This is a genomic window from Nonomuraea sp. NPDC050451 (genome assembly GCF_044458585.1).
This window is the reverse complement of the sequence record NZ_JBITHZ010000039.1, coordinates 1-24,944: the sequence shown is the minus strand read 5'-3', so window position 1 is coordinate 24,944 and position 24,944 is coordinate 1. Positions and strand designations below refer to the sequence as shown.

Genomic DNA, 24,944 nt, shown 5'->3' with positions numbered 1-24,944 from the left:
GCGCGGCCAAGGTGTCGTGCAGTTCTCGCGTGGCGCGTACCCTTTCGCGGGCCACCAGCTTGCGCATCTTCGCCAGCGACATCAGGCCGATTGCGGCGTCCCCGCTCTCAGTCCACGCGGCGTGCAGTTTGAGTCGCGGTATTCGAGGATCAGCCCATAGTGGGTGCCGTTCTCCAGCACCTGCATGGTTCTCGGGAGGCGGAAATCCCCTGGGCATGGTCGGTTCTCCAGGAGTTGAGGGTTGGTTTGGGGGTTGACGCTCGGGCAGTTGCCGGTCATGAACGAGGCCGAGAAACGCCCCGAGGACATGCCGCCTGCGGTCGGCCAGGTCAACGGCGAGTCCGACACGCTGGCCGAGCGCGCCAGCGTCGAAGTGCGGGACACGCCACGCCCGATCCCCGCAGAACCGGTCGAACCCCCGCCCGACCCGGAGCAGAAGGCGGAGAAGGAGCGGCGGGAGGTGGCCCATGACGCCGGCGAGGAGGATGTGCAGCCTGGCGTCGAACCCACCGACTGACGGCTTCGGTCCTGCATATAGATCTCCGGGCCGGCCCGCAGATGGCGGTGCCGGCGTGGATCAGCGCCTCCCGGTCGCTGGCCGAGCGAGCCAGGCCGACCGCCTCCTCCGTCACCATCGATGCAACATGCCTGCAAGTGCCTTGCATACCTGAAGAGATCATCTCGCCCTGACCTGCGAGAAGAGGCCAAGAACCCCGACAACCGTCGACGCCGGTCTGGTGTCGAAGGCGAATGCGTCACCCTTTCCTGAGCCGTACGCTCCTGAGGCGGCGCGCACCGGACCGGACGGCATCGCCCCAGAAAGTGAGCTGTTGCCTGTGGAACGGTGGCCCTGGCCGGTCGGTGGATTTAGATTTAGAGGGTGTTTTCGAACCTCCGATGGGGTCAGGCTGCACCCGGACCGCCAGGGCTCAGCCCAGCGCGTCCATCAGGGCGATGACATAGGCGTCCAGCCGCTCCTCCACGGATCGCGTCGTCAGCTCTGCTCTGCCTGCCTCCCGCCATGGCTGCGACACCGACTGCACTTCTTCTGAGCAGGCCAGCGCGTCCCGCACCTGCCAGTACAGCCGCTCGCTCGTGGTCGCAGCCAGCACCCCGCCGGCTTCCTCATACGCCTCAGCGAACCGCAGACCCCACGCCGGTCCGTGCAGCAGCGCGAGATTGGTGGAGCAGTGCGCGACATCGAGGTCTGCCGGGCCCCAGGAGGTCGCGACCCAGTCGACGACGCCGGTGATCCGGGGACCTGCCGGGCTTGGGGGCGACATGGCGAACAGCACGTTGCCGGGCTGGAAGTCCCGGTGCAGGAATCGCCCTTCATAGGGCGGCGTGGGCCTGCGGATCACGTCGATCGCCGCGGCCCATACCGCCGCGTCGGCGCCCTTCGGAACCACGACGGTGTCGGAGGTCGTCAGCGTCACATACTTCCGGGGCCGCTCGGCGGGCCGCAGCGCGTGGATGGCCACGAGTTGACGGGCCAGCAGTGGGACGCGCGTCTCCACTCCCTCATCGTCGAGGACCGTCCGGCCCGTTAGATGTGTCATCAAGAGCGACGGGTACTCGCAATGCGCGGCGGTTGGATCAACCGCGACCAGTTCAGGAGCCGGCACACCGGTCCCCGCCAACAGGGTCAGAGCTCCGGCCTCCCTGTTCAGTCCGCCCTCGGCGCGCTCCACGGAGAACGGGTCGACGAAACTCCGCAGCACCAGGTCACGCGTCCTTCCGTCCTTAGTGCCGATGGTCAGCCACCGCATGTCAGCAGTGATGCCGCCGCGTAGCGCCTCGGTTTTGACTATCCGTTCGCCGACCTCCAGGTGCCGGCTCACCCAAGCCAATGTCAACGGTCGGACAGCCGCCTCGTCGTGGTTGATCATCGTGCCATCTCACCATCCCGACGGCTGCACGCGCCAAGGCTTTCTCGATCAGTGCGTGAGCGCCGCTCGATGAGGTGCCAGCTCGCCGTCAGGTGCGGTAGCGGCGGGCGGCGGTGTCGGGGCTGACATCCAGAACGGCCGCGATCTCGTCCCAGGTGGCGCCGGTCGCTCGGTCGGCGGTGACGGCAGCGGCCAGGACGGCGCGGGCGTGGGCGAGCAGGGGCAAAGCGGTGGCGGTGTAGCCGGCGATGGGCCCAGGTTTCCAGCCAGTCTGCTGGGTGGGCGGAGCGAGGTCCTCCGCGTGCAGGTCGAGGGCCAGTTTCCCGGCTGCCTGGGCGAGGTGTTCGGCCTGGTCGCGGAGGTGGCGGCACCGCTTGCGGGTGTCGTCCTGGCGTCGGTGCCGCTGGGTGAGCGGACGCCAGCGCCTGGCGCGGGTCCGGCAGAAGGCCCACCGGCAGGTGTCGGAGCAGTACTTGCGAGGCCGCCCACCGCGGGTGATGGGCGGGGGCAGCGGGGCCTCGCAGTTCAGGCATTGCTCGGTTCGAGATCCCATGAGGGGCGCTCCCCAAGGCCAGGGGTTTCGTGGCCGCATGGCTGCGGATCAGCGTGTCTCGTTTGATGGGTTCCGAGACACGCTGATCCGCAACAGCGCGGTCACGAAACTTTTCCCCAGGACGACCTGGCGCGGGCGCTGCGGGTGAGACGGCGCGCATCTGGGTGATGGCCGACCAGATGATCATGATTTCGCTGTTCTGGGGAAGTCGTTCATGATCGCGAATGTTGCGACGGGCGCGCAGCACCCACGACAGGCTGCGTTCCACCACCCAGCGCTTGGCCAATACGACGAAACCCTGGGCGCCGCGTGGCCGGGAGACCACCTTGACGGTGAGGTTCAGGAAGGTGCGCGCCCACTCGATCAACGATCCCGCGTAGGCGGAGTCGGCCCAGACCAGGGTGATCTCGGGATGGGTCAGCCGCAGCCGGAACAGCAGGTCGCGGGCGCAGTCCCGGTCGGCCATATCGGCCGGGGTGACCATGACCATCACCTGCAGCCCGCCCGAATCAACCAAAAGATGCCGCTTCCTCCCATTTATCCGCTTCGCTGGGTCAAAGCCGCGAGTGGCCTTGCTGACCGTCTCCGACCCCTTCACCGACTGAGAATCGACAATAAGGGTGACCGCACTCGGACAGCGGCCCGCGCGCAACCGGATGGCGCGACGCAGCTGATCACGGATCTCGTTGACCACCCCTGCCGGGCCCAGCGCACAAAAAGGCCATAGACCGTGGCCCAGGGCGGAAAATCGTCCGGGTCGCCCTCCAGACACAGCCGTTCGCCACCAGATAGCGGATCGCGTCCACCACGTCACGGCGGTGATGCTTCTCCGGCCTGCCGCCGGTGGGAGTGCGGCAGGCGGGAACCGGGAGAAGCCGCTCCAGCAGGGCCCACTCGGCGGCGCTGGTGTCGGAGGGGTAGCGGCGTGGGCGCATCGCTTCAGCCTCCGACCGGCGCATTGCCGTTGGTCAGCATGTCCAGCGTGGACTGCAGGCCGGTGGCCTGGGCCAGGACGAAGCGGGCCCACTTGTCGTCGGGGTACTTGATGGCGTGCGGAGTGATCGTGCCGTCGAGTAGCCGGCTGATCCGGGTCAGCGCGGCGGCGAACTGCGTCTTCTCGTAGACCACCCAGTCGGCGGAGTCGGCGGGAAACCGGTAGCCGCCCTTCGCGGTATAGACGAGCGGGGTCAAGTGCTCGCGCGCGGCGACTTCCTTGATCCACAAGATGCCCTTGCGGACCTGATACGGGCTCAACCCGGTCGCGGCGACCAGCTGCCGGGTGGTCAGCCCGGCCGGGCGCGCTTCCATCAGCGCCATCCGCACTCGCTCACCACACACGTTCGTCGGCAGCCGATCTCGCCGCCCCCGCCCAGGCGTGGAGTAGGCCATCGCGGGCTCACTCGCCCCGCAGTAACGCGGCCAGGCCCTCATCCAAAGACAGGTCGCCGGTATCGATCGCCTGGCCGATCCATTCAGTCGCGCCGCGCACGCGCGCCAGGTTGGCGTGCACCCGCTCACGCTCCTCCTCGGTGAAGGCGTGCCCGCGCAAGGTGGGCACGATCCGGCCCGCCGCGGCGACGAACGTCGCGCAGGCCCCGACCAGATCGACGTACTCCCGGTTGTGGCGCACCTGTTCCCGCGCCCGCTGGATGGCCTGCTTGGCCGGCTGGGGCACGGCCTCCATCCGCTGCTGCGCGATCCGGTGAGAGCGGTCGACCTGTGCCCGGTTGACCAGATGCATGGCGGTCTGGTCCTCGACAACCTCTGACACCACCTGCGGCTGGCGCAGCAGATCCGTTGCCACCTGGGCCGCGACCTTCTCATCCTCCAGCAGGTCGTGAACCTTGTTGACCTTCTCCTGCACCGTGGTGGGACGGTTGACGCGCTGGCCGACCTCCCGCTTGGCGGCATCCTGCGTCCACCGGTGGGTCTTCGACTTCTCATGCCAGGGCGGGTCCAGGATCTTGGCGAAGCGCACGTCCTCCTCCGCGATGCCCGCCAGGGCCTTGTGCACGACGTACGACACGCCGTGCTGGCGCCGCTCCTTGGGCCAGCGGGAAGCCACCCACCGGTTATCGAGCAGGGTCGTCAGCGGCATGTCCAGATCCTCGGCGTACTGCGCCAGCGACTGCCGGACACCGAACGACTCTTCCCCGAGGCCAGCATGTGACCCGCCCCGCGGGTTCATCGGCTCGATTTCCAAGGCGTGATCGCCGAGCTGCAGCTGTGTGCGTCCTTGGACGGCGAGCTGTTCCAGCCCATCGGCTACCAGTTGCTCGTACCGCTCCTGCGTCACCTTCCCGATCATCGTGGTCATCGCGCCCCTCCTCGCGTCCCGCACTCCTCACGAGTGCTAGCGCGAAGTCTCCACCCGCACACAATCGGTGACAATGCCCTCGTTACGGACTTCTCCCCACACCGCCATATGAGGACAATTCGGGATCAACGATCCGAAAGAAACGGCGTCACCGTGACGCCGTTCTCACCGGCTCTGCGACGCCGCCACCCCTGCGTCCGGCAGCGCGGCGAGCAATAGATCGTCCCCACCGGATGATCCACGCCCTCCAGCCACGACCGCGAGCACTCCGGACACCTGATCGTCCGCTCCGGAGAAGGGTTCTGGATCACCTCAACCTTGACCCGGATCCGCAGCAACAGCCACCGATGCCGAGCCCGGCACACATCCGAGCAGAAGACGGCGTCCCGCCGCATCCACCCAGGCAGGCGAGTCCCACAGGCCGGGCAGCACCGCCCGTCCGTCACCGGCACCCCACCACACTGAGCCAGCACACGGCATGACCACCAGCATCCAAAAGGCCACGACCACCACACCCATCCCATCGGAAGACGTGGCGAGGTGCCCTCCTGTCGGGTGCTTTAGGACGGCGATTTCCAAGATCGAAAGTTCAACAACACCCTCTTAGTCATGCTTATCTCTCGGCTACTTCCTGGCCTACGCGAAATCAGGACTCCGATCGCGGCTGGATTCATCTGGCTCGTTTTGTTTGCGCTCCTTCTTCTTGGCTCGAATGTCGGACCGTTTCTCGATCTAAGTGGCATACCCCCTGAGGAGGCGGACAAGCTTCCAGAGCGAACAGCGTACTGGACGATTGTGGGTAGATCGCTGGATAACCTTCAAAAGGTCATCCTCAACCCCCTCGTCGCCACTGTTCTCATATTCCTGGCCTATCTCGTCGGAACTGTCTCCACGATGGTGTCGAACCTGGTCCTGGCGCTCATCGACCGGATCATCGCGCTAGCTACCAGAACCTCTAGCGACCATCTAAAGTTCGCTAACTTAGTTAGGCTAATAGGTCGCGAGCCCGAGTTGTACGAATTGTACGAGCGCCTAAGATGTGAGATCGAGTTCCGTGCCGGAGTGAGCATTCCTTTAGTGGCAATGGTTATTGTCTTGAGCGGAGAGCTCGGCGCAGCTGGATTTGACGCTGCAGCTTACCTTCTGGTAGGACTCTGGTGGCTTTTCCTCATGATGATTGTCTTGGTCATTCAAGCCATCGGCAATCGTCGACGTCTCGGAGTCGTACTTCGTGAGGCCATAAGTCGACTCGATCAACCAGACCGCGCGGCGAACACCGAGCAGGCCCCAGAACGCATGGCTGACCAGGATCAGGAGTCTCTGGAGCTGTGATGCCGCCGCGCCGCGTGGCCAGGCGACGTTAAGCACTCTCCCTGCTGCTACCCGACCCCCGGCCTGACCGAGACAGTGTGCACCCTCGTATGGGAGGCATGGCCGGGATACGACACCCGTTGGAATTGGGTCCAGCCGCAGGTCGGCGAACTCAATGACCAGGCGGCATTCGAGCGGCAGGGCAGGGTCCATTACCGCTCTGTCCGAACCGTAGGTTTCGCTCCGGCCGACCAGAAATATCGGATGTACGCCTCAATCTGAGCTAGATCCGACGGACGCTTGTGGGTTGCCCGCTACGGGATCGACGTCACCACGTTGCACAACGAGGTCCGGCAGAAGGAGAAAGAGCCCGAGCGGTATCGCCTGGTGTCCCTAGGTGGATTCTCCTCCGACTACGGGACAGGCGCCGCATCAAGATTCTGCCCGATCCGGGAGAAGCGCGAGGCCGGTCCTGTCATAGCAAGCCTGGTAGCGAGGTGGATGCAGTACTACGACGTGCCGGGTTTGTCCCTGGCGATCGCCAAGGATGGGCGATCGGTCCATGCGCAAGGCTTTGGCCTGGCAGAAAAACGAGTCGTGAGAAAGTGACGGACTTGACGCTGTTCCGGATCGCCGACATTTCCAAGCCGATCACAGCGGTCGCCGCAGCAGAAAAGGCAAGCTCTCGTGAGATGAGCTGGTCTTCGGAGAGAACGGACGTCTCAAGGATTTGGGCACGCCCGCAGATCTCCGAGTCGAGAAACGTGCTCTCGCCCGCGAGTTCGGTGCGCGGGTCCCGCTGACGGGCCTGGAGGGCGAGACCGGTGCCCGGCAGCCATGCCGATGTCGTCGCGCGGGCGCGTCCTTGCCCATTCCTGGCCGCCAAGCGCATCCCAAGTTGATGACAAGAGCGTCGCGGCATCCTCGATCATTACCAACGTCGAAGGAAGGCTTGAACGTGAATTCCCATGCATTCGACCTGCTGTGCCGTGCCGTGGAGGAGACGGACGCGGGCCGCGCCGACACCGCGGGGCGCTGGCTGGAAAAGCTCCGCAGTGTGATCAACCCCGAGAAAACAGGCGGCGACGACTTCCTCTATCTCCTCTATCACGACGCTTTGGCCGCCCGGCATGGAACGTGCCAAGACGAGCGAGATAATCTCTATCTCCGCAGCTTCGAGCGTCCGCAGATCCAGCTGTTCGACCTGGTGGCCGCACACCTGCCGATCGTGAATCTGGCAGGTCGCATCGGCGGCGCGCTCCTTGCCGGGCACCTCGCGGGTCAGGACGAGGCCACCCTGCTGTCCGTGGGGATCGGCTCAGGCGGCCAGGAGGCGGCGGTGCTGCGCACGCTCGCGGACCGCGATCAGGCACCCGGACCACTGACGGTCATCGGGGTGGATCCCGCGGCGGCCAGCCTCCGCCAGGCCGAACAAGCCATCCGCGACACCGGTGTCACGCTGGACTTCCACGGGGTGCCCCGACTCGCCGAACACATGACCGGCGAGGACTGGGACCTGGTACGCCATGCGCCACGTCCGCTGGTCATGAACGCCGCGTTCGCGCTGCACCACCTCCGGGACAGTCCGTCCGGCGTGGACGAGCGGAACACGTTCTTCGAGAGCTTGCGCGCGGCCGAGCCGGACATCGTGGTGCTGTGCGAGCCAGACTCCGACCATCATCAGGTGGCACTCCTCGAGCGGTTCCACAACTCGTGGGAGCACTTCCACGCCGTCTTCCGGCTGATAGACGCGCTGGAGGTGGCGGCCGCCGACCGCAACGCGATGAAGCTGTTCTTCCGCCGCGAGGTGGCCGACATCGTCGGCACGGCCGACGACGAGGAGCGCTACGAACGTCACGAGCCGACCGCCACCTGGCTCGCCCGGCTGCGTGAGGCCGGGTTCCACCCGATGCCGGTGCCCCCGTCCGCGGTGCCGGAAGCCGCTACTCCCGCCGCCGTCCGTCAGGATCCGGACAGCGTGCGCATCGGATTCGAGGGCGAGTCCCTCGTCGCCGTCCTGTACGCGGTGCCTGCGCGGACGTAGCCGGCGACCCTGCGGGCAGTATGGGTAGGGGCGATGGCTTATGGGCGCGGCGAACGGCACCATGGCGATCCGGACGTTCGCCCGCATCGTGCAGCAGTGGGCGCAGGGCCGCGGGATCAAGGTGTTACAGGAGCACGTGTTCGACTTCCTTGGCCAGATCGGCATGATCATCAGGTCGGACACATCCGAGAGGGCCAGCCGGCCGCGCCCGCCCTCAAGGCGGGGTGGTGCACGAACTGCACGACCGACTCCATGACCCGGACGCATCGATCAAGAACGAACTTCTATCAGGTCTGCGCGATCTTCCCCGGGGGTGACGTCAGGAGTGCACGCTGTCGGGAGGGTGTCCGCTCGGCCGGGACGAGGAGGCGTACCAGGCGATGGTCGCCAGCTACTTCCACAGGGCGATGGTCGCGGCCCCGCGCTCTCCTTGTGCAGGTCCGCAATGCCGCCTCGTTCTCGATCTGGGCCCGCCACCATGCCGTTTATCGTCAAAGGTCATGTCCGTCCGCCGGCCCCCGAAGAGGAACAAGTCCGCCCGGCGTCGCCGCCCCGGCCGGCCAGCCGTGAGAGGCAGGCGGTTGCGGATGAGCATGGACGGGGTCACGCAGCTCGCGGCTCCGCCGGGCTCGCTGGAGGTGGCCATACCACGCAGGCTCAGACCTCGCTCGGCCAGCACTACGGCCAGCGTGGCGGCGATCGCCTGCACATGAGCCGCTGGCAGATGGCCGGCCAGATCGGCATGAGGCCACGTCCGCGGATCGTCGGCCAGCTCGCGTGGGGCGCGAGAGCGCGCTCTGCCGCCGACCACTCCTTCACCTCCTCGGCTGAGCAACGTCACCAGCTGCCTGTCCGACTGCTGTTCTCCAAGACAATCGCAGACAGCGGCAACCTGTCAGGCCGATGTGCCAGCTGTCCCGGCTGGTTTGTTCGCGAGAAGTGACCACACCTGGCGCGGGTGTTTGCCGGCGTGCTGGGCTGCGGTTGCGTCTCACCTGAGCCAACGCAGGCTCAACGACGTGCAGGTCGTGCGAGACGTGCTCTGGAGATCTACGCCCACAGCTAGCCGTACGGACTATCAGGCAGGTTCGAGGTGGTCGGCGAGGCGGCGGAGGGTGATCGCGAACCGGCCGCGGAGGCGCGAAAGAACACGCCGACGCGAGCGCGGCGGGATCATGCGTAGCCGTGCGGCCTCGGCTCGCCGCTCAGCCAGGTCCGCGCGGACGAGCTCTTCATGCATGTGATGCATGGAAGGCTCCTCAGGGTTCTTCGGGGAATGCGTGGTAGAAGATGAAGATCGGGCGGGTATCCGGCGGAGCCTCGTTCGATTCGACACGCGATTTGGTCAGCTCGCGCCACGGCTGCAACACGGCATCGAGCTGGTCGGCGAGCTGCGCGAGCTCATCCGTGGTGAGCCGTAGGTGGCGGCTGCTTCCGAAGGCCGCGTTCTGCCAGTCCTCGGGAAGCGTCATGTGAGTGCGTTCGAAGTCACGCAGCCGCTCGAACTGGTCGATCACCCACTGTGAAGTCCACGCCTGCACCACGGCTCTGGCTTCCGGGGTTTGGAGGTCCACCACTGCCAACCCGCCCATAGCTGACCGCACCCAGCGTTCCCGACTGTCCCGGGCGAGCTCCGGCACGTCCTCGATCAAGCCATGCTTCTGCATCTGCCGCAGGTGATAGCTCACCTGGCCGGGGTCGGCATCCATCCGCCTGGCGAGCTCGCTTACCGTGATCGGGCCAATCCGGAAGAGGAGGCTGAAGAGCTTCATCCGGAACCGGCTGGTCATGACCTTGAGCACGTCCAAGTCATCGATCTGTCGCATGGCCACGACGGTAAGACCAGCAGATGAAGATGCTCAAGACGTCTACTGGATCTTGAAATCACCCCGCGTTGTGACGCAGGAGTCAGCGTTCGGCAGCGGAGCCTCCTCGTCCACCTGTGATGCCCGGCACATCAAACCAGGACGCCGACCTGCGGGCGGGCCTGGTCAGCGCCGTCATCGCCGGCGCGGTCATCGACCGTTACCTGCACAAGCTGAGCGCGCTCGCCGATGACATCGTCGAGCTCCTGCGCCCCTGCTTCGAAAGCCTGGCAGGCGAGCGCGTCACTGAACTGGGGCAACTCCACACACCCAGCTCCTCCCTTATCCATCACTAATGAAGTCGCTAGCCGCCGAGCCGGCCCGGGAAGAACATGGCGGGCTGAGCCTCATGCGGTGGCTCCGGAGGCGGCGTCGAGCGCGGTCGTGCTGGGCTTGAAGGCGGGTGCGTTCGGTCTTGCGGGTGGGGCCGCCTCACCGAGGAAGGTCTTGGTCTTGTTGGCGAACTCGGCCCAGGCGGGCCGATGGCAGGGATGATGGGTGGCTTGCGGGCACCGCGCGGAGTCACACATGCCGACGTGGGGTTTGTCCGCAGCGGGAGTGCCGGCAGGCGCACCCGAGCACCCACGGCCGTCGAGATCGCCGAGAACGCCTCCTGGATCGTCGTGCCGCAAGAGGTGGTCCCGCTGCGACATATCGCTTATTTACGGAAGGCCCAGGCCCGGTCAACGGAACAATCAGGAACCCGCGTCAGTGGTCACCGTCTCCGGGTCCGGCGCCTTGATCGACACCTTGACACCCCACCCGGTGAAGCGGCTGTCGATCGTGATCGTCTTGCCGTCGAAGCCGCTCTTGTCGAACACCCCCGTTGCGGCGTACGAGCTCCTCACCCTGCTCACGAGCCCTGCCGAGGTGAGGCTGAGGGTGTAGGTGACTTTCGTGTCGTCGTGCATGCGCAGCGGGATCGACGCGTCGAACCAGCGCGACACCTTCTCCAGTTCCTTGAATGTGATCTTTCCTGTGATCGTGCTTCCGCTCAGCTTGCCCTTCTTGATCAGCGCGGCTAACGTTCCCGGCTCCGCAGGGTTGATGACCTGCCCGTAGAAGCCGCCGGCGCCGCCGGGCATGCTGCCGGTCTTGAGCCAGGTCTTGCCATCTGGAAGGCGCTCTTTCCAGATGCCGCCCGAGGTGTAGCTGACCTTGCCGACGCTGATAGTCCGCTCAGGCTCGGTGGGGCCCGTCTTGCTGGTGATGTCTGAGGCAGCGATGCCCTTGGCGTTGAACTGGAACGTTCCCTTGCGGCTCTGCAGCTTGACCTTGCCGTCTCCGATGAGGGTGGTGGTCTCGGTGAACCGTACCCCGTGCCCGGAAACCAGCTTGCTCTTCAGAGCTCGGACGGGATCCTTGGGAGCAGCAGCCTGCGCAGGGGTAGCCGTCACCAGAAAGGCACAGCCGGCAACCAGAACTGTGATCGTCTTCTTCATGGGCCGTGATCATGCCGGAAGCGGGTCACGAAAGGGCCACGGCTCCGCGGTACACGGTTGGCAAGGTCAACCTGCTGGATCAGTGCGGCGGCGGCGCCGCAGACTACTGGCACGGAATGGCCGGGATTGTCCAGATACGCGGCGGAAGGCTGTGTTCGGCGGGATCGACCAGAGCAGGATGCAATAGGACCAGAGCACCTCGGTACGGCTCTCCTATGTCCGCACTGGCTGGCTGCTGGGGCCGGCCTCCAGCGCTGTGGCGGTGCCAGCCGCGACACAGCTCCTCGCCGAAGAGCGGGTTGCCGTACCCGGAGATGACGACGGTGGCGCGGCAGGCGTGCAGGGCTTCGGTGAGGAGCCGGTGCACCACCTCGCCGCCCATCTCGTGCCGGAAGTCCCGCTCCTGGGTGTTGCCATGACGGCGGGTCCACGTACACCAGTCTCTTGCGGTGGCGGCCGTAGACGGCGGTGATCTCCGAAGCGTTGCGGCACTTTGGACGATGGTGCCGCCGGGGGCCTGGGGCGGCGCCGTTGCTGGAGCTGGGCATACCGGGCTGGTCTCCTGCGGCTGGGCGGTCGTTGCCGAGGTGTGATCGGGGCCGGCCGCCCCCTCCACGAGCTGTGGCGCACGTTGGCACAGGACCAACGTCGTTCCTTTGCGGCTGTTGAGAGGTCTTGAGGCCGTCGGTTCCGGGGGAAGACGGCTGCGGTGTTTTGCTCATCAGTCTCGGGTCGCAGGCCGACCGGGCCCCAGGACTTCGGGCCGACGGACTTTCGTACGCAGACGTTGGCGCGGGCGGGAATCGGCTGGTCGAGTGGAGTTCAGACGTAGGCGTCCTCGATAGCGACTCGTCGCACTGTGCGCAGCGTCGACTGGAGGCGGTCCAGATCGGTCGAGCCGAGAGCGAGGCGGAGCGCCTGTGGTGTGTGCTTCGAGGTGGTGAAGGGCTCAGCCGTGCTTACCGAGATGTGCTGGCGCGCGAGGGTGGCGGTCAGGCGATCGGCGCGTGCGTCGTCGGGCAGCGTCAGCCAGGTGAAGTAGGACGAGGGGTGGCTGATGAGTGGTAGGCCTGCCAGCTCTTGTCTGGCTAGTGACTGGCGGGCCTTGGCGTCGTCTCGTTTCTGCGTTTCCAAGTGGTCCACCGTGCCGTCGTCGAGCCAGCGGCAGGCGATCGCGGTGGTGAGGGCCGGGGTGTTCCAGGTGGTCGCCCGAATCGCGCGTTCGAGCGACGGCACCATAGACGGCGGGGCGACGACGAAGCCGACCCGGAGGCCGGTGGCGACGCTCTTGGACAGCCCCGAGACGTAGACGGTGATGTCCGGTGCACTTGCAGCCAGAGGCGGTGGAGGGTCTTCGACCAGGTAGGCGTATGCGGCGTCTTCGATGATGAGCGAATCGTGCTGTCGAGCGAGCTCGATCAGGCGGGTTCGGTCCGTTGCCGGCATGACCCAGCCCAGAGGGTTGTGCAAGGTGGGCATGGTGTAGATCGCGCGTACAGGGCGGGTAGCGCACAGCTTCTCAAGAGCATCGAGATTCGGGCCGTCGGTGGTGGTGGGTATGGGCTCCAGGTCGAGTTGAAGGGTGTGCGCGAGCACCTTGAAACCCGGGTAGGTGAGCGCGTCGACCGCGACGACGTCGCCGGCGTTGAGCGCGGCCATGACAGTGATGGCCAGGCCGTGCTGCGCACCGTTGACGATGAGGATCTGATCCGCGTCAGGAGTGATTCCTCGACGCCTCAGGTGCCGTGCGATCGAGGCTCTATCCTGGGGACGCCCACGCTGTGGTTGGTAGCGCAGCAGCGAGTCGAGTTCACCGGAGGTGGCCACCTCTCGCAGGGCCTGCCGTAGGAGATCGGCTTGGCCGGGCAGCGACGGATAGTTGAAGGTGAGGTCGACCGTGTCCGTGGCGACGACCAGCTGATCGATGCCGTGGCCGGCGGGAACCGCAATGTCACGCACGAACGTTCCGCGGCCCTGTTCCCGGCTCACCAGACCCATCGCTTCCAGCTCGGCGTACACCCGAGTCGCGGTCACCACGGCGATGCCCTCACGGGCGGCGAGCCCGCGGTGTGTCGGCAGCCGCACGCCTGCGGCGAGCCGCCCCGTACGGATGTCGGACGCGAGCGCGTCGACCAGCATTTTGTACCGCGAGGCTGCCATGCACCGAATTGTACCCATGACAATTCTTTGACCGTCATGGTCGCGGGTCCTTACCGTCAAGACTCACCCCACCTATGCGGAAGGACGACCGCCGTGCACATCGCCATCCTCACCTTCGAGGGCTACAACGAGCTCGACTCTCTGATCGCGCTCGGAGTACTCAACCGCGTCAAGACCGACGACTGGCGCGTCACCATCGCCACCCGCGCCCCCAAGGTGACGTCGATGAACGGAGTGGTCATCGAACAGATGTCCACTCTTGAGGAGGCGTGCGCCGCTGACGCCGTCATCGTCGGCAGTGGCATCGCCACCCGCGAGGTCGTCGAAGACCCGGCGATCATGAACATCCTGCGCGGCCTGGACCCCTCGCGCCAACTCATCGCGGCGCAGTGCTCCGGCGCGCTCGTGCTGGCCAAGCTCGGCCTGCTCAACGACATCCCCGCCTGCACCGACCTGACCACCAAGCCCTGGGTCATCGCCGCCGGCGTCGAGGTGCTCAACCAGCCCTTCTACGCCAAGGACAACATCGCCACCGCCGGCGGCTGCCTGGCTTCGCACTACCTCGCCGCCTGGATCATCGCCCGCCTCGAGGGCAACGACGCCGCCGAAAGCGCGCTGCACTATGTCGCCCCGGTCGGCGAAAAGGAGGAATACATCGAGCGCGCCTGGCGCAACATCACCCCCTACCTGCCCGCTCCCACGCCGGTGCTCGTCTGAACAACGAGCCGCAAGCAGCGACCGGCCAGGAAGCCACGCCCCCGGGCAGCCTGGCCGCTCGTTCGTGGCCCCACCTATCGGACTCTCAGGTAATTCATGGCACTCCCGACGTCGGGGGAGATGGCTGCAGCGGAAACGATCTACGCCCGGCGGCTCACGTCGGGTCTGGGCAGCGGGAGCGCAGCGGCCGGTAGCCGGCCGGGTCGAGCTTGGCGAGTTCGTCGTCGACCGCGCGGCCAGGTGGCGGTGGCGGGGAGAATTCGGAGGGAGCCCGCATCGAGGAGGAGTCGGTGGAGCGCGAGTCCCTCGGCGGCCGATGCGTGGTCTCGTTCCGCATTCCCAGGGATTTCAAGGGCAGCGCGCAGATGGACGAGGTACGGGCCGAGCGGGACGGCTCGATCGAGGAGTTCAGGGTCGGCAAGAGGTCGGACCGCGCCCAGCGGGTGCCGGGCAACTGGTTCGTCCGCGATGCGGTGCCGACAGCATCGGGGCAGGTGCTCGTCTGGGCGCAGCCGGACCGGCTCTTAGTTCACTCGCGAGCTGACCGCGCACGTGAAGAAGATGGCCGGATGCCCGAAAGGCCGACCGGGAAATACCCCGCATGAGTGAGTATGGCGCCGCAGCAGAAGGTGCGGCGCCATGCGTACGCCAGCCGCCGGAACGGCACAACCGCGGTCAGATTCCACCTAACGTGATCTGGCTCAGGGGCCCGTCACTAGGAGTGACATCCGGCCAATAATGTGGCAGATCCCCGGCCAAGGTGCGTTGCAGGTCACAGGCGGTCGTCAGTCGGTCATGGTCATCAGCTCGCCCATCGCGCGGAGGCTGTGCGCCTCTTTCGCGGCCTCCTGCAGCACGGTCGCGGCCTTGATGAGGGCCTCCCCGGCGTCGCGCATCGGGTCACGCGCGGCTCGGGCGGCGGTGGCCATCCCGGACAGCGCGGCGGCCACCAGGCGCATGGCGCGGATCAGCGCGTCGCCGGAACCGACCTCACCCCGCCGGACGCCGCTCTCGCCGGCCTGCGGGTGCGGTTGCTGGCGGAGCTCCCGCGGGGCAGGGAGTGGACCCGTGTATTGGAGCGCCGGATAGCCTGGCGGGTGCCGTTGGGAGGGCCCGGCCATCAGGTCTGGTACGAGTCCAGCAAGGGCGATAGTTCGGCGACCACGGCGTCCAGCGGACCGACGTTCCTACGGACTCTGGCGAACATGATCGCGCCTTCCAGAGCACCGATCATCAGCGTCGCCACCGCGCCCGCGCGCTCCCCGGGCACGCTCAGCCGCACCAGCTCGGCGGCCACCGCGCGCTCCCACCGTCCGAGTGCGGCACGTACCTGCTCGTTGACCGCGGACTCCCCGCCCGCCAGGTCGGCGACCGTGGCCATCACAGGGCAGCCGCGCTCGTAGCCGCGCACCGAGAACTCGGCCTTCCACTGCTCCACCATGTGGGCGAAGAGCCCGGCCGGTGACGGGTCGGCGGCGGTGCGCGCGTAGGAGGCGACCCGCTCGGCCGCGAAGTCGCCGGCCCAGAGCAGCGCCTCGCCGACGAGCTGGTCCTTGCCGCCGGGAAAGTAGTGCTGGAATGACCCCCGCGGCGCGCCCGCGTGCTCGACCACATCGCGGATGCCGGTCCCTGTCACCCCCCGCGTCCGCAGCAGCTGCGCCGCGCTGTAGACCATGCGCTCTCTCGGCCCGTGCGCCATCTGACCACCTCTCCCTTCATGACGCTTGTCATAGTACGATGGCCGGGGAGGTGGTCATGGACGCGGGTTTCATCGGCCTCGGCGTCATGGGGCAGCCCATGGCGCTCAACCTGGCGCGGGCGGGGATGAAGATCGTCGTCTGGAACCGCTCAGCGGCCAGGAGCGAGCCGCTGCGCGCGGCAGGCGCGAAGGTGGTGGCGCGCCCCGCCGAGGTGTTCGAGCAGGCGCGTACCGTGATCCTCATGCTGGCCGACGACACGGCGATCGACGCCGTCCTGGGCCGGGGCACCCCTGCGTTCGAGACGTACGTCGCGCGGCACGCCATCGTTCACATGGGGACAACCTCGCCGGAATACTCACGCGGGCTGGAAGCCGACATCCGCGCCGCCGGCGGCGCCTATGTCGAGGCGCCGGTCTCGGGCTCGCGCAAGCCGGCCGAGGCCGGGCGGCTCGTGGCGATGGTGGCCGGCGAGCCGCCGGGCACGGAGGACGTACTCCCGCTGCTCCGCTCGATGTGCCATGAGACGATCGGGTGCGGGCCGGTCCCGAACGCGCTGCTCATGAAGCTTTCGGTCAACCTGTTCCTGATCACCATGGTCACCGGCCTGGCCGAGGCGACCCATTTCGCCGACCGTCACGGCCTGGACCTGCGGCGGTTCGTGAGCGTGCTCGACGCAGGGCCTATGGCGAGCAGCGTGTCCCAGGCGAAGGCGGCCAAGCTGGTCGACCGGGACTTCGCCGTGCAGGCCGCGATCTCCGACGTCCTGGATAACAACTGCCGGCGGATCGCTGAGGCGGCGCGCGCGGCCGGGATCGTCTCGCCGCTGCTTGACGTCTGCCACGCCCTGTTCGGCGAGAGCGCCGCCTTGGGGCTCGGCGGCACCGACATGGTGGCGGTGATCCGCGCGATCGAGGAGCGTACGGCGGCGACGATTCGGGCCGCGGTCCGGTAGGCGGGCGACGGCCAGCCGTACGGCCGATGAGCCCTACTATCGCCAACCGTTGATGGTCAGGTCGGGGTCGGCGGCCGCGTTCAGCAGCCGCCGGCCCCAACCGTAAGTCATCGGCAGCCAGTTGAAGTCGTGATCCGGTCCGACGATGTCGGCCAGCTCGATCAGCTTCATCATCTCCACCACCGCGGCGAGCGGCTTGGCCACGCGCCATGCGTCCCGCATCCGTTCCGGAGCGACGATGTCGGCCCAGGCGGCGAAGCAGGCGTCGAGGTAGGCCGCGGCATCCGGCTCGGACACGTCGAGCAGCCATGAGGCCAGATCGAACAACGGGTTCGCGACGGTGGCGAAGCTCCAGTCGTGCAACAGGATCTCGCCGTCGCGCACGACCACATTGCCCGGGTGGAAATCGCGGTGGACGATCGTCGCCGGGATGGCCGCCCCGTCCAGGCGCTCGACGCACTCGAGCAGATACGGCGTCAGTGCCTGCAGCCGGTCGGCCTCCTCGTCGGTCAGCGCCCGGTCCAGGTTCTTCGCAAGCTTGGGCGCCCGCCAGATGTCGTCGCGGGCCATGATCGACCGTACGCCGTCGGCCAGCGAGGCCGAAGTGAGCGGGACACATCCTGCGGCGATCAACTCGTCCCCGCGGTGAATGGTCTCCTTCTGCACCATGATTAGCTGTGTCAAGCATGCGCGACGCTGCTCTGTGGAGACCGCCCAGCCGTCCACACCGCCGAAGTTCTCGGCGAGCCACCAGCGGTCACCGGGTGACATCGCGATGATGTGGGCGAAGGGCGCGATGCGCAATGACGCCAGGTATCGAGTGATTTCCGGTTCGCGAGCCAGCCTCGGCAGGACCGCCTTCAGGTACACGTCACCCCGGTCAGTCGGCGTGCGGAGCACGGCGGACATGCTCCAGTGCTTGATCTGGCGGCTCGGACCGAGCCGCACGCGACCGGCACCCTTTAACTCCCCGTCGATGTAGGACTCGGCTCGCTCGAACCAGCCAGGCCGAAACCAGTCGGAGGCGGGCGGACGGGATCGCGCCGCCCGGCGGTCGAGTACCCGGCTCTGCCCGGTCACCGCATCATGACCGTGCCACGCGAACCCATCGGCGCGGACCGGCCGCGCCCGGTCCGCCGCCAGCAGGACCACCGTCGTAAAGTCCAACAGCTCCAGGACCACTGTGGTCAGCCCGAGTTCGCGACGAACGCGATCCGTCAGCTCGCTGTCCATCGGCGGCCACCTGCCGTCGAAGGGCATCCGCGGCAGCGTCGGATTGCCGCCGGCCATGTCGCACAGCACGGCACCGTCCTGGTCGACGATGACCAGCACGGCTTCCACGGATCTGGACGACATGATCAAGCCTCCAAGTATCGACGGTGTTCGGGGGTTACTTGGAACGAGCGGACAGCCGTTGGCGCTGACAACGATCATGTTCCTGGCCGGGACTCGGCGGTGAGTGTATCGGCCGGTCAGTTCCTTCCCTGATGGCACCGTGGCACATCCACTTCCCAGCTCCACTACGGAACGTGAGCAATCTCGATGCATTCGTCGTCGCGCAGATCGCTCGCCCCCAGTAGCGCCAGTTGCCTGCCGTCGCCGTCGGCCAAGGCGACACGTTCTTTACGCCCGTCAGCGCGCACGCCGATCACCACCAGCAGGCACAGCTTGCGCTCCTCCAGCCGGACGTCGACGTGGATGCCATCGACCGGCGCGTGGCTGGGCGTTCCCCCCTCAACCAATACTCAACAAGTTCTCAACACCACCCAGCGCACCATATGGATCGCCAGCTGATCAACAAGACAAAGGGGGACCATGCGATTCGGGACAACTCAGCGGTCCAACCTGGACAGCGGCTACGGCGTGATGAAGGACCCCTACAACCTCAAGAAAGGGCCGCGGGCGGACCGGTGTGGGAGCGTGGCCAGGCTCCGCAGGGGATTTACTTCCACTGCTGGGTGCGGAACCGATACGACAACCTCTGGGTCTATGGCCGAGTGAAGGGGACGGGAACGTACGGGTGGCCTCGACGGCACCCGCGTAGTCAACTACCGGCAATGCAGAACAGGGAGGCGTTCGAACACCTCCCGGCGAGCCAACGCCGATCGCATGAGCCCCATGCTTGAGCTCGGCATGCCCGATCCGCACCTTTACGAAGTCGTCTGCCTTCACCAGAGGGCAGCGTCGTCGCCAGGTGGTCCCGGTCGAGGTGGAGAGGGTTTCCGTCGCCCTTGAAGTGGCCGGAAGCGGATCGAAGGGTGGGTGAACGCCGTGGCGTCCACTCGCCCGTAGCCATGACAAGTGTCCAGGGTAGGGGACCCGGGCCATGCAGTAAACGATCGAGTCAGGCCCGCGTTCTGCTCGTCCCGTTCCAGGTGCTTGCTCATATCGAGTTCCAAAGTGCCGTACAAGTGCGGCCGCATCACGACCGGCTCGGCAGGGTCGGCCACACGGTCGGCCAGTGGTGAGTGCGTCGCAGCCAGGGATTGATCGCGTTCGTACCGGGGGCAATGGGCGAGCAACGATGCCAGATCCGCGACCTGTTCAGGTCGAAAACGTCCCCGGAACTTTGCGGCGATCTCGGCGGTCGAGCCAACCGACGCGTTCTGCTGAATGGAGGATTCGTGTGAATCGGCCCAGGTGCGTACTCGCCGCAGTGGCGGCTGTCGGCCTCCTCGCCTCCTGCGGAGGAGGTACGGGAAGCGATGACTCGGGAGGGACGCACGGACCCCGGACCAGCACGCCGACGCCGTCCTCGTCCGCCTCCCCTGAGCGTGTCGCGCCCAAAACACAGCTGTCGGTGCCCAGCCTCTACGACACCTCCCGCGGCTGGGAGTCCGACCTGCCGGGGGACCAGCTGACCCTGCCGCACTCCGGAGCGGTCGCCGTCTTCCGGCAGGGCGGCAAGAACGACGGCACCTTCACCGTGCTCGATGTGACCAGCGGCCAAAGCCTGTGGAAGAGCGAGGTGAAGGGCCCCGGCCTGATGTCAGCGCTCTCGGTCACCGTGCAGGGAAAGGACTACCTGGTCGCCTCCGCGTCCGGCTTTCAGGGCGCCGACGTGGTCAGCAAGGGCCGGCAGGTCACGACGATCGACATCTTCCCCGCCCGTGCCGCTGGAGACGGAGTCAAGCCGGCTCACCATCTCGAACTGGACGGCGAGGGTGTGGTCACCAACGGCGGTGGCGGACTGCTGGTGAAGCTGGACAACGACGTGGTGGTGACCGTGGATCCGGCCACAGGTGCGACGAAGACGTACGACCTGCGCAAGATGAAACCCCCAGCCGGCGAGTGCAAGCTGTGTTTCGGCTCGACCAAGGCCGTAGCGGTCACCCCTCGCGGGCCGCTGCTGGCCACCAACACCCAGCCGCGCCGCCACTACTGGGTGCCGGGAGCCTGGTCAGGCGGAACCCTCACCACCGACAGCGATCACAAGATCTTCATCGCCCCGGTCAAGGACTCCCTCGTCGCGCAGTGGCGCGACGAAGGCGCGCCCAACGACACGTGGGCCGTCCTGGACCCCACCACGGGAAAGGCTCGCGCCAAGGTCGACTGTGCGCCGGATCAGCGCGTGACGGCCGACGACTCCAAGGGGGCCTCCCTGTCTGCCGACGGACGCTATCTCGTCCGCAGCCACACGGCCTTCGACTTGGACAAAGGCACCGGCCACTGCTTCGAGGAGACTGACCGAGACAAGCCGGTCCATCTGACCGGTGTGACCGATGACGGCGTCGCCTTCGGTATCGGCGCCTCGACTGCCGACCAGGCCGACCCGCGGGTCACCATCGACCTCGCCACAGGCCAGGTCCAGCTCGGCAACTACGTCGTGGCTCCCTTCGGCGACTACTCCGGATACGGTCTGTTCTGGGACGACTCCACAAACACCATGGTCGCCTATCCACACGCCAAGTGACCTCACGCGTAGGCGCCCGGTCGCGGTCAGTGGTGCAGGCGGCCCCGGCGGGGTCTCCGGCCCGCGTCCGGCGCATTCCCCTGGATGTACCGCGCCTGATGCTGGGCATCGGCCCGCGAGCCTGTACGCCGGCGACGGTGGTGATCGGCGCGGACTGGGCCGATGCGGACGACTCCTCGATGGCTGAGAGCTCGACCTCGTCGTCCAGGAGCAGGTGATCTGCGGGTGAACCGGAGGAAGACTGGAACCTGTGTGAAGGCCGCTGCACACGCGAAGGAGCAGCCGACCCAACACCGGCATCGCGATCATGCTGTGACCAGGGCACTTGCCGCGGAGCCTGAAAAGGTTCATTGAGCGCGCGGCCGACCATGCGTACGCTCTCGGCGTGCTTGGGCTCCACGCCGGTGTTCAGCATCCGACAGATGTCCTTGACCTTCAGCCCGTCCGGAGTTTCCCGAAATGGCACGCTCAATGGTTCCTCTCACCCCATCCGACCCGCGGCGTTTGGGTCGTTACTGGCTGGCCGGCCGGCTGGGCGCGGGCGGCCAGGGCGTCGTCTACGAGGGTTACGGGGAGGTGGGAGAGCGGGTCGCGATCAAGGTCCCCAGGTACGACAGCGCCGAATCACGCGCCAGACTCGCGAAGGAGGCGGCGGCGGCCCAGCGGGTGGCCTCGTTCTGCACCGCCAAGGTGATCGAGGCACAGGTCGATTCGGCGCCGCTGTACGTCGTCAGCGAGTTCGTGCCAGGGCCGAGCCTGAGGCGGGTGGTGGCGGAGTCGGGGTCGTACGAGAAGGACGCGCTGCACCGGCTGGCGATCGGGGTGGCGACCGCGCTGACCGCCATCCACCAGGACGGGATCGTGCATCGCGATCTCAAGCCGGACAACATCATCATGGGGCCGGACGGGCCGCGCGTGATCGATTTCGGTGTGGCCCGTGAGGTGGGGCCGACGACGAGCGGGCCGATCATGGGCACGCCCGGATACATGCCGCCGGAGGTGTTCTCGGGACGCGGCGCCAGCGAGGCGGCTGACCTGTGGGCGTGGGCGATGGTGGTGCTGTTCGCGGCCCGGGGCGAGGACGTGATTGAGGCGGGGGATCCGGCCGCCGTCATCGGGCGGGTGATGGAGTTCGAGCCGGACGCGTGCGGCCTGCCTGAGCCCCTGGATGCGTTGGTGGCCGCAGCGCTTGCCCGGGATCCCACCGAGCGGCCGGCCGCCGGGGAGGTGCTGCTGCGGCTGCTGGGCCATGGCGGCGAGGCACCGCTCCGCCGCGGCGACGACCTGCTCGAACGCGGGCTTACGCAGGCGGGTGCCCTGACCGGACGGCCCGAGCCCGATCTGGGCGCGATCGCGGAGGAGCTCTACGCCGAGCTGACCGAGGCCGAGCGGGCGACGGTGCCCGAGGTGTTCCTGCGGATGATCGACGGCGACGAACTCCGGCCCGTCGGCAGGGACGAGCTGCCGGGCTCGCAGGCCGTGGACGCGATGCTCACCGTGTTCGGCGCCGCGGGCCTGGTCACGCGGTCCGGTGCCGCGTACGAACTGGCCACGCCCGGCCTCCTGCACGCCTGGCCCCGGCTACGCGACTGGGTGGCGGGCAACCGCGAAGGGCTGCCCGTCCACCGGCGACTCGCCGAGGCGGCCGCGCTGTGGAATGAGCACGGCAGAAGACCGGCCGACCTGCTGCAGGGCTCGGCACTCGACCGGACGCTGCAGTGGGCCGCCACCGCGCACAAGGACCTCACGCTGGGACGGCGTGAACGCGCGTTCCTCGACGAGGCGGTGAACCTGGCCCGTGGGAGGGCGAGGAGACGCCGTCTGGTCGCGGCGGCCCTGGCCGTACTGCTCGTGGTCGCGCTCGGCGGGCTCGGCACCGCGGAGTACCTGCGCAGGGAGTCGAGCCGCCAGCGCGACGACGCGCTGGCGCGGGAGCTCGCGCTGCGAGCCGCCGACCTGCGGCAGAGCGATCCTCAGGTCGCCAAGCTGCTGAGCGTGGCCGGCTGGCGGTTGAGCCCGGAGCTGCCCGAGACCCGCGGCGCGCTCTACGACTCGCTCTCTCAGACCGCGGCCTCCGTCTTCCTCGACCCCGACTACACGGCCGCGACCGTGCAGAACCTCAGCCAGGACGGCCGCGTGCTCGTGTCCGTGGACGGCGGGACAGCCAGGATCTGGGACGTCCCCGGCCAACGGCGGATCGGCGTGCTGTCCGGGGTGAGCGCGGAGGTGTCCCAAGCCGCGCTCGCCCCCGACGGGCACACCCTGGCCCTCCTCGACCACGAGGGGGTACGGCTGTGGGACACGCGCGCCGGAAGGCCGCTCGGCGCCCCCATCGCCCGTCAAGGCAGGCAATCGGGCGGCGGCGCACTGAGCTTCGACGCCTCCGGGCGCTACCTCGCCATCCCCTGGGGAGCGAAAGCCCTGCCCGAATGGTGGGACGTCGCCAAGCGTAAGCAGCTCACCGCTCCCTCGGGAGCCGCGCTCAACGCGATCAGCCGGGACGGCCGCTTCGGCTACGTGGTGAAAGGCCATGACGCGGAGTTGTGGGACCTGCGCCGGGGCAAGAGAACGCCGATCCCGCCGCTCGAGCGGGACAAGGGCGTCATCAACCAGACCACCTTCAGCGACGACGGCAAGCTGATGATGACCACGGAGGTGGTGAATTCGAAAGAGACGAGCAGGATCCGCATGTTCGAGCTGCCGTCCGGTGAGGAGGTGATGAGCCAGGAGGGCGGGATGGGCACGGGGGGCGGGGTAGGCCCGGAGGCCGGTTTCGTCTTCGGCGACGCTTTCATCGCCAACTGGGGCGGCCGGGAGCGACTGACCTTTCAGCGGCGCTCCACCCCTGACACGGTGTACAGCCAAGCCATGCCCGCCTTCTTTAACACGGTGTACAGCCAGGCCCTGCCCGCCTTCGCCGGCGGGCTCCGCTTCGACCTCGCCGACCGGGCCGTCCGCTACCTGGACGAACACGGCGCCGTCCACACCGAGGACGTCTCGATGGTGTTCGACCCGCCGATCGGCGGCGGCAGCGAGGGCGGGAACGTACGGCTGGCTCCCTCCACGCGCGTGCTGGCCGCGATCTGGGGGGACCGGGTAGAGGTCAGGGACGCGGCGACGGGCCGCGCTTTGATGAAACTGATCAGCCGGTCGGGCGGTGGCGGCGCGACCGCCTTCAGTCCCGACGGCCGCCGGCTCGCCTTGGCCGCCGACAACACGGTCCACCTCGTGGATCTGCCCGGGTATAAGGTGTCGGCCCGGCTCAAGCTGGGGGGCGGCGTCGAGCAGGGCGCCCAGGCGCTGGCGTTCAGTCCGGACGGACGCACGCTGGCCGTGTCGCGCTACGGGGAGCACGGTCGCGTCGAACTGTGGGACCTCGAACGCGGATCTCGACAAGCGGAGACCGGGACGGGCGCGAACGACCTCGCCTTCCGCCCCGACGGACGGCTGCTCGTGACCGGAAACCCGCTCCAGCTCATCGATCCGGAGAAGGGCGCCACCCGGCCTCCCGAACAGGGCACCGGGCAGCTCGCCGGCGCCTTCGCCTTCAGCCCGGACGGCCGGCAGGTGGCCTTCTCCGGGCCTGGCCGACTCTCTCTGTGGGACGGCGACGTCAGGACCAGAATCGCCGAGTTCCCCGCGGTGCCGGGCAGCGAGGTCACCATGCTGGCCTGGTCGCCTGATGGGCGCACGATCGCGACGTACGAGAAGGGCTTGCGCGTACGCCTCTGGGACGTGCCGAGCCGGCGACCGCTGGGCGTCGTCTTCGATGGCAAGCAGGCGGCGGACGGCGCCGACGGCGGGTGGGTGGCATTCTCCGCGGACGGCACGAAACTCCACACCGCCGCCCCCGACGGCACGATCCGTGTGCACGACGTGGACGAGCGGCACGTGGCCGCGACCCTGTGCGAGCGCGCCGGTCGTACGCTCACCGCCGGTGAATGGTCCCGCCACCTGCCTGGCATCGAACCGTTCACGATGTGCCCCTAGGGCCTGTACGGAGTTCAGATCTTCAGATGGGTTGAAGGCTTCGGATCCACAAGATGGCTCCGCGTAGGTGAAGGCCGGCGAGGTAGCTGTC

General features: G+C 67.5%; 21 protein-coding genes and 1 pseudogene. 9 read left to right on the top strand and 13 right to left on the bottom strand.

The annotated features are described in order from the left end of the window. The first annotated feature begins 277 nt into the window (after positions 1-277). Positions 278-517 (top strand): hypothetical protein, encoded by a 240-nt coding sequence (locus ACIBI9_RS55910; protein WP_397235588.1) that lies wholly within the window; start codon positions 278-280, stop codon positions 515-517. Positions 518-929: 412 nt separating this feature from the next. Here ACIBI9_RS55910 and ACIBI9_RS55905 read toward each other — a convergent pair whose 3' ends face one another. The 5 genes and pseudogenes from ACIBI9_RS55905 to ACIBI9_RS55885 form a co-directional block, all read right to left on the bottom strand. Next, positions 930-1,889 carry a phosphotransferase family protein gene (locus tag ACIBI9_RS55905; RefSeq protein WP_397235587.1) on the bottom strand — a complete coding sequence of 320 codons (960 nt, stop codon included), beginning with the start codon at positions 1,887-1,889 and terminating at the stop codon, positions 930-932. 88 nt (positions 1,890-1,977) lie between these two features. Further along, complete coding sequence (locus ACIBI9_RS55900; RefSeq protein ID WP_397235586.1) at positions 1,978-2,442, bottom strand: hypothetical protein; 465 nt, start codon at positions 2,440-2,442, stop codon at positions 1,978-1,980. Positions 2,443-2,552: 110 nt separating this feature from the next. Beyond that, positions 2,553-3,377: pseudogene (locus ACIBI9_RS55895) on the bottom strand (IS5 family transposase); the annotation flags it as partial. Positions 3,378-3,381: 4 nt separating this feature from the next. Beyond that, entirely contained in the window at positions 3,382-3,765 is a 384-nt protein-coding gene (locus tag ACIBI9_RS55890) for a hypothetical protein (protein WP_397235585.1), read from the bottom strand. 73 nt (positions 3,766-3,838) lie between these two features. Next, positions 3,839-4,759, bottom strand: coding sequence for a DUF6192 family protein (locus ACIBI9_RS55885; RefSeq protein WP_397235584.1), 921 nt, complete (start codon positions 4,757-4,759; stop codon positions 3,839-3,841). A 609-nt stretch (positions 4,760-5,368) separates the two neighbouring features. Here ACIBI9_RS55885 and ACIBI9_RS55880 point away from each other — a divergent pair. Next, positions 5,369-6,091 (top strand): hypothetical protein, encoded by a 723-nt coding sequence (locus ACIBI9_RS55880; protein WP_397235583.1) that lies wholly within the window; start codon positions 5,369-5,371, stop codon positions 6,089-6,091. Positions 6,092-7,028: 937 nt separating this feature from the next. Beyond that, positions 7,029-8,114, top strand: coding sequence for a GRAS family protein (locus ACIBI9_RS55875; protein ID WP_397235582.1), 1,086 nt, complete (start codon positions 7,029-7,031; stop codon positions 8,112-8,114). A 1,078-nt stretch (positions 8,115-9,192) separates the two neighbouring features. Here ACIBI9_RS55875 and ACIBI9_RS55870 read toward each other — a convergent pair. Beyond that, positions 9,193-9,363 (bottom strand): hypothetical protein, encoded by a 171-nt coding sequence (locus tag ACIBI9_RS55870; RefSeq protein ID WP_397235581.1) that lies wholly within the window; start codon positions 9,361-9,363, stop codon positions 9,193-9,195. A 10-nt stretch (positions 9,364-9,373) separates the two neighbouring features. Continuing rightward, on the bottom strand, positions 9,374-9,940 hold the full coding sequence (locus ACIBI9_RS55865) for an ArsR/SmtB family transcription factor (RefSeq protein WP_397235580.1): 567 nt from the start codon (positions 9,938-9,940) through the stop codon (positions 9,374-9,376). A 119-nt stretch (positions 9,941-10,059) separates the two neighbouring features. Here ACIBI9_RS55865 and ACIBI9_RS55860 point away from each other — a divergent pair, with 119 nt between their 5' ends. Then, positions 10,060-10,275 carry a hypothetical protein gene (locus ACIBI9_RS55860; RefSeq protein WP_397235579.1) on the top strand — a complete coding sequence of 72 codons (216 nt, stop codon included), beginning with the start codon at positions 10,060-10,062 and terminating at the stop codon, positions 10,273-10,275. A 399-nt stretch (positions 10,276-10,674) separates the two neighbouring features. Here ACIBI9_RS55860 and ACIBI9_RS55855 read toward each other — a convergent pair whose 3' ends face one another. Together ACIBI9_RS55855 and ACIBI9_RS55850 are read right to left on the bottom strand one after the other, a co-directional pair. Then, a complete protein-coding gene (locus ACIBI9_RS55855) occupies positions 10,675-11,421 on the bottom strand; it encodes a hypothetical protein (RefSeq protein ID WP_397235578.1) in 747 nt (248 codons plus the stop codon). Positions 11,422-12,243: 822 nt separating this feature from the next. Then, complete coding sequence (locus ACIBI9_RS55850) at positions 12,244-13,581, bottom strand: PLP-dependent aminotransferase family protein (RefSeq protein ID WP_397235577.1); 1,338 nt, start codon at positions 13,579-13,581, stop codon at positions 12,244-12,246. Between the two features lie 93 nt (positions 13,582-13,674). On the opposite strand from ACIBI9_RS55850, the gene ACIBI9_RS55845 reads away from it, so the two are divergent. Further along, positions 13,675-14,298, top strand: a complete 624-nt coding sequence (locus ACIBI9_RS55845; RefSeq protein ID WP_397235576.1) for a DJ-1/PfpI family protein — start codon at positions 13,675-13,677, stop codon at positions 14,296-14,298. A 290-nt stretch (positions 14,299-14,588) separates the two neighbouring features. Continuing rightward, entirely contained in the window at positions 14,589-14,903 is a 315-nt protein-coding gene (locus ACIBI9_RS55840) for a hypothetical protein (RefSeq protein WP_397235574.1), read from the top strand. Positions 14,904-15,083: 180 nt separating this feature from the next. On the opposite strand, the gene ACIBI9_RS55835 is transcribed toward ACIBI9_RS55840, so the two are convergent. Further along, the gene (locus tag ACIBI9_RS55835) at positions 15,084-15,257 is read right to left on the bottom strand and encodes a hypothetical protein (RefSeq protein WP_397235573.1); all 174 of its coding nucleotides are present in this window, start codon (positions 15,255-15,257) and stop codon (positions 15,084-15,086) included. Between the two features lie 161 nt (positions 15,258-15,418). Further along, positions 15,419-15,997, bottom strand: a complete 579-nt coding sequence (locus ACIBI9_RS55830) for a TetR/AcrR family transcriptional regulator (RefSeq protein ID WP_397235572.1) — start codon at positions 15,995-15,997, stop codon at positions 15,419-15,421. Positions 15,998-16,035: 38 nt separating this feature from the next. Between ACIBI9_RS55830 and ACIBI9_RS55825 the strand changes: the two genes are divergently transcribed. Then, the gene (locus ACIBI9_RS55825; RefSeq protein ID WP_397235571.1) at positions 16,036-16,950 is read left to right on the top strand and encodes an NAD(P)-dependent oxidoreductase; all 915 of its coding nucleotides are present in this window, start codon (positions 16,036-16,038) and stop codon (positions 16,948-16,950) included. Between the two features lie 36 nt (positions 16,951-16,986). Here ACIBI9_RS55825 and ACIBI9_RS55820 read toward each other — a convergent pair whose 3' ends face one another. Next, positions 16,987-18,291 (bottom strand): aminoglycoside phosphotransferase family protein, encoded by a 1,305-nt coding sequence (locus tag ACIBI9_RS55820; protein ID WP_397235570.1) that lies wholly within the window; start codon positions 18,289-18,291, stop codon positions 16,987-16,989. A 179-nt stretch (positions 18,292-18,470) separates the two neighbouring features. Further along, positions 18,471-18,692 (bottom strand): hypothetical protein, encoded by a 222-nt coding sequence (locus tag ACIBI9_RS55815; RefSeq protein ID WP_397235674.1) that lies wholly within the window; start codon positions 18,690-18,692, stop codon positions 18,471-18,473. A 1,058-nt stretch (positions 18,693-19,750) separates the two neighbouring features. On the opposite strand from ACIBI9_RS55815, the gene ACIBI9_RS55810 reads away from it, so the two are divergent. Together ACIBI9_RS55810 and ACIBI9_RS55805 are read left to right on the top strand one after the other, a co-directional pair. Continuing rightward, entirely contained in the window at positions 19,751-20,863 is a 1,113-nt protein-coding gene (locus ACIBI9_RS55810; protein WP_397235569.1) for a hypothetical protein, read from the top strand. 504 nt (positions 20,864-21,367) lie between these two features. Then, positions 21,368-24,853, top strand: coding sequence for a protein kinase (locus ACIBI9_RS55805; RefSeq protein WP_397235568.1), 3,486 nt, complete (start codon positions 21,368-21,370; stop codon positions 24,851-24,853). The last annotated feature ends 91 nt before the right edge of the window (positions 24,854-24,944 follow it).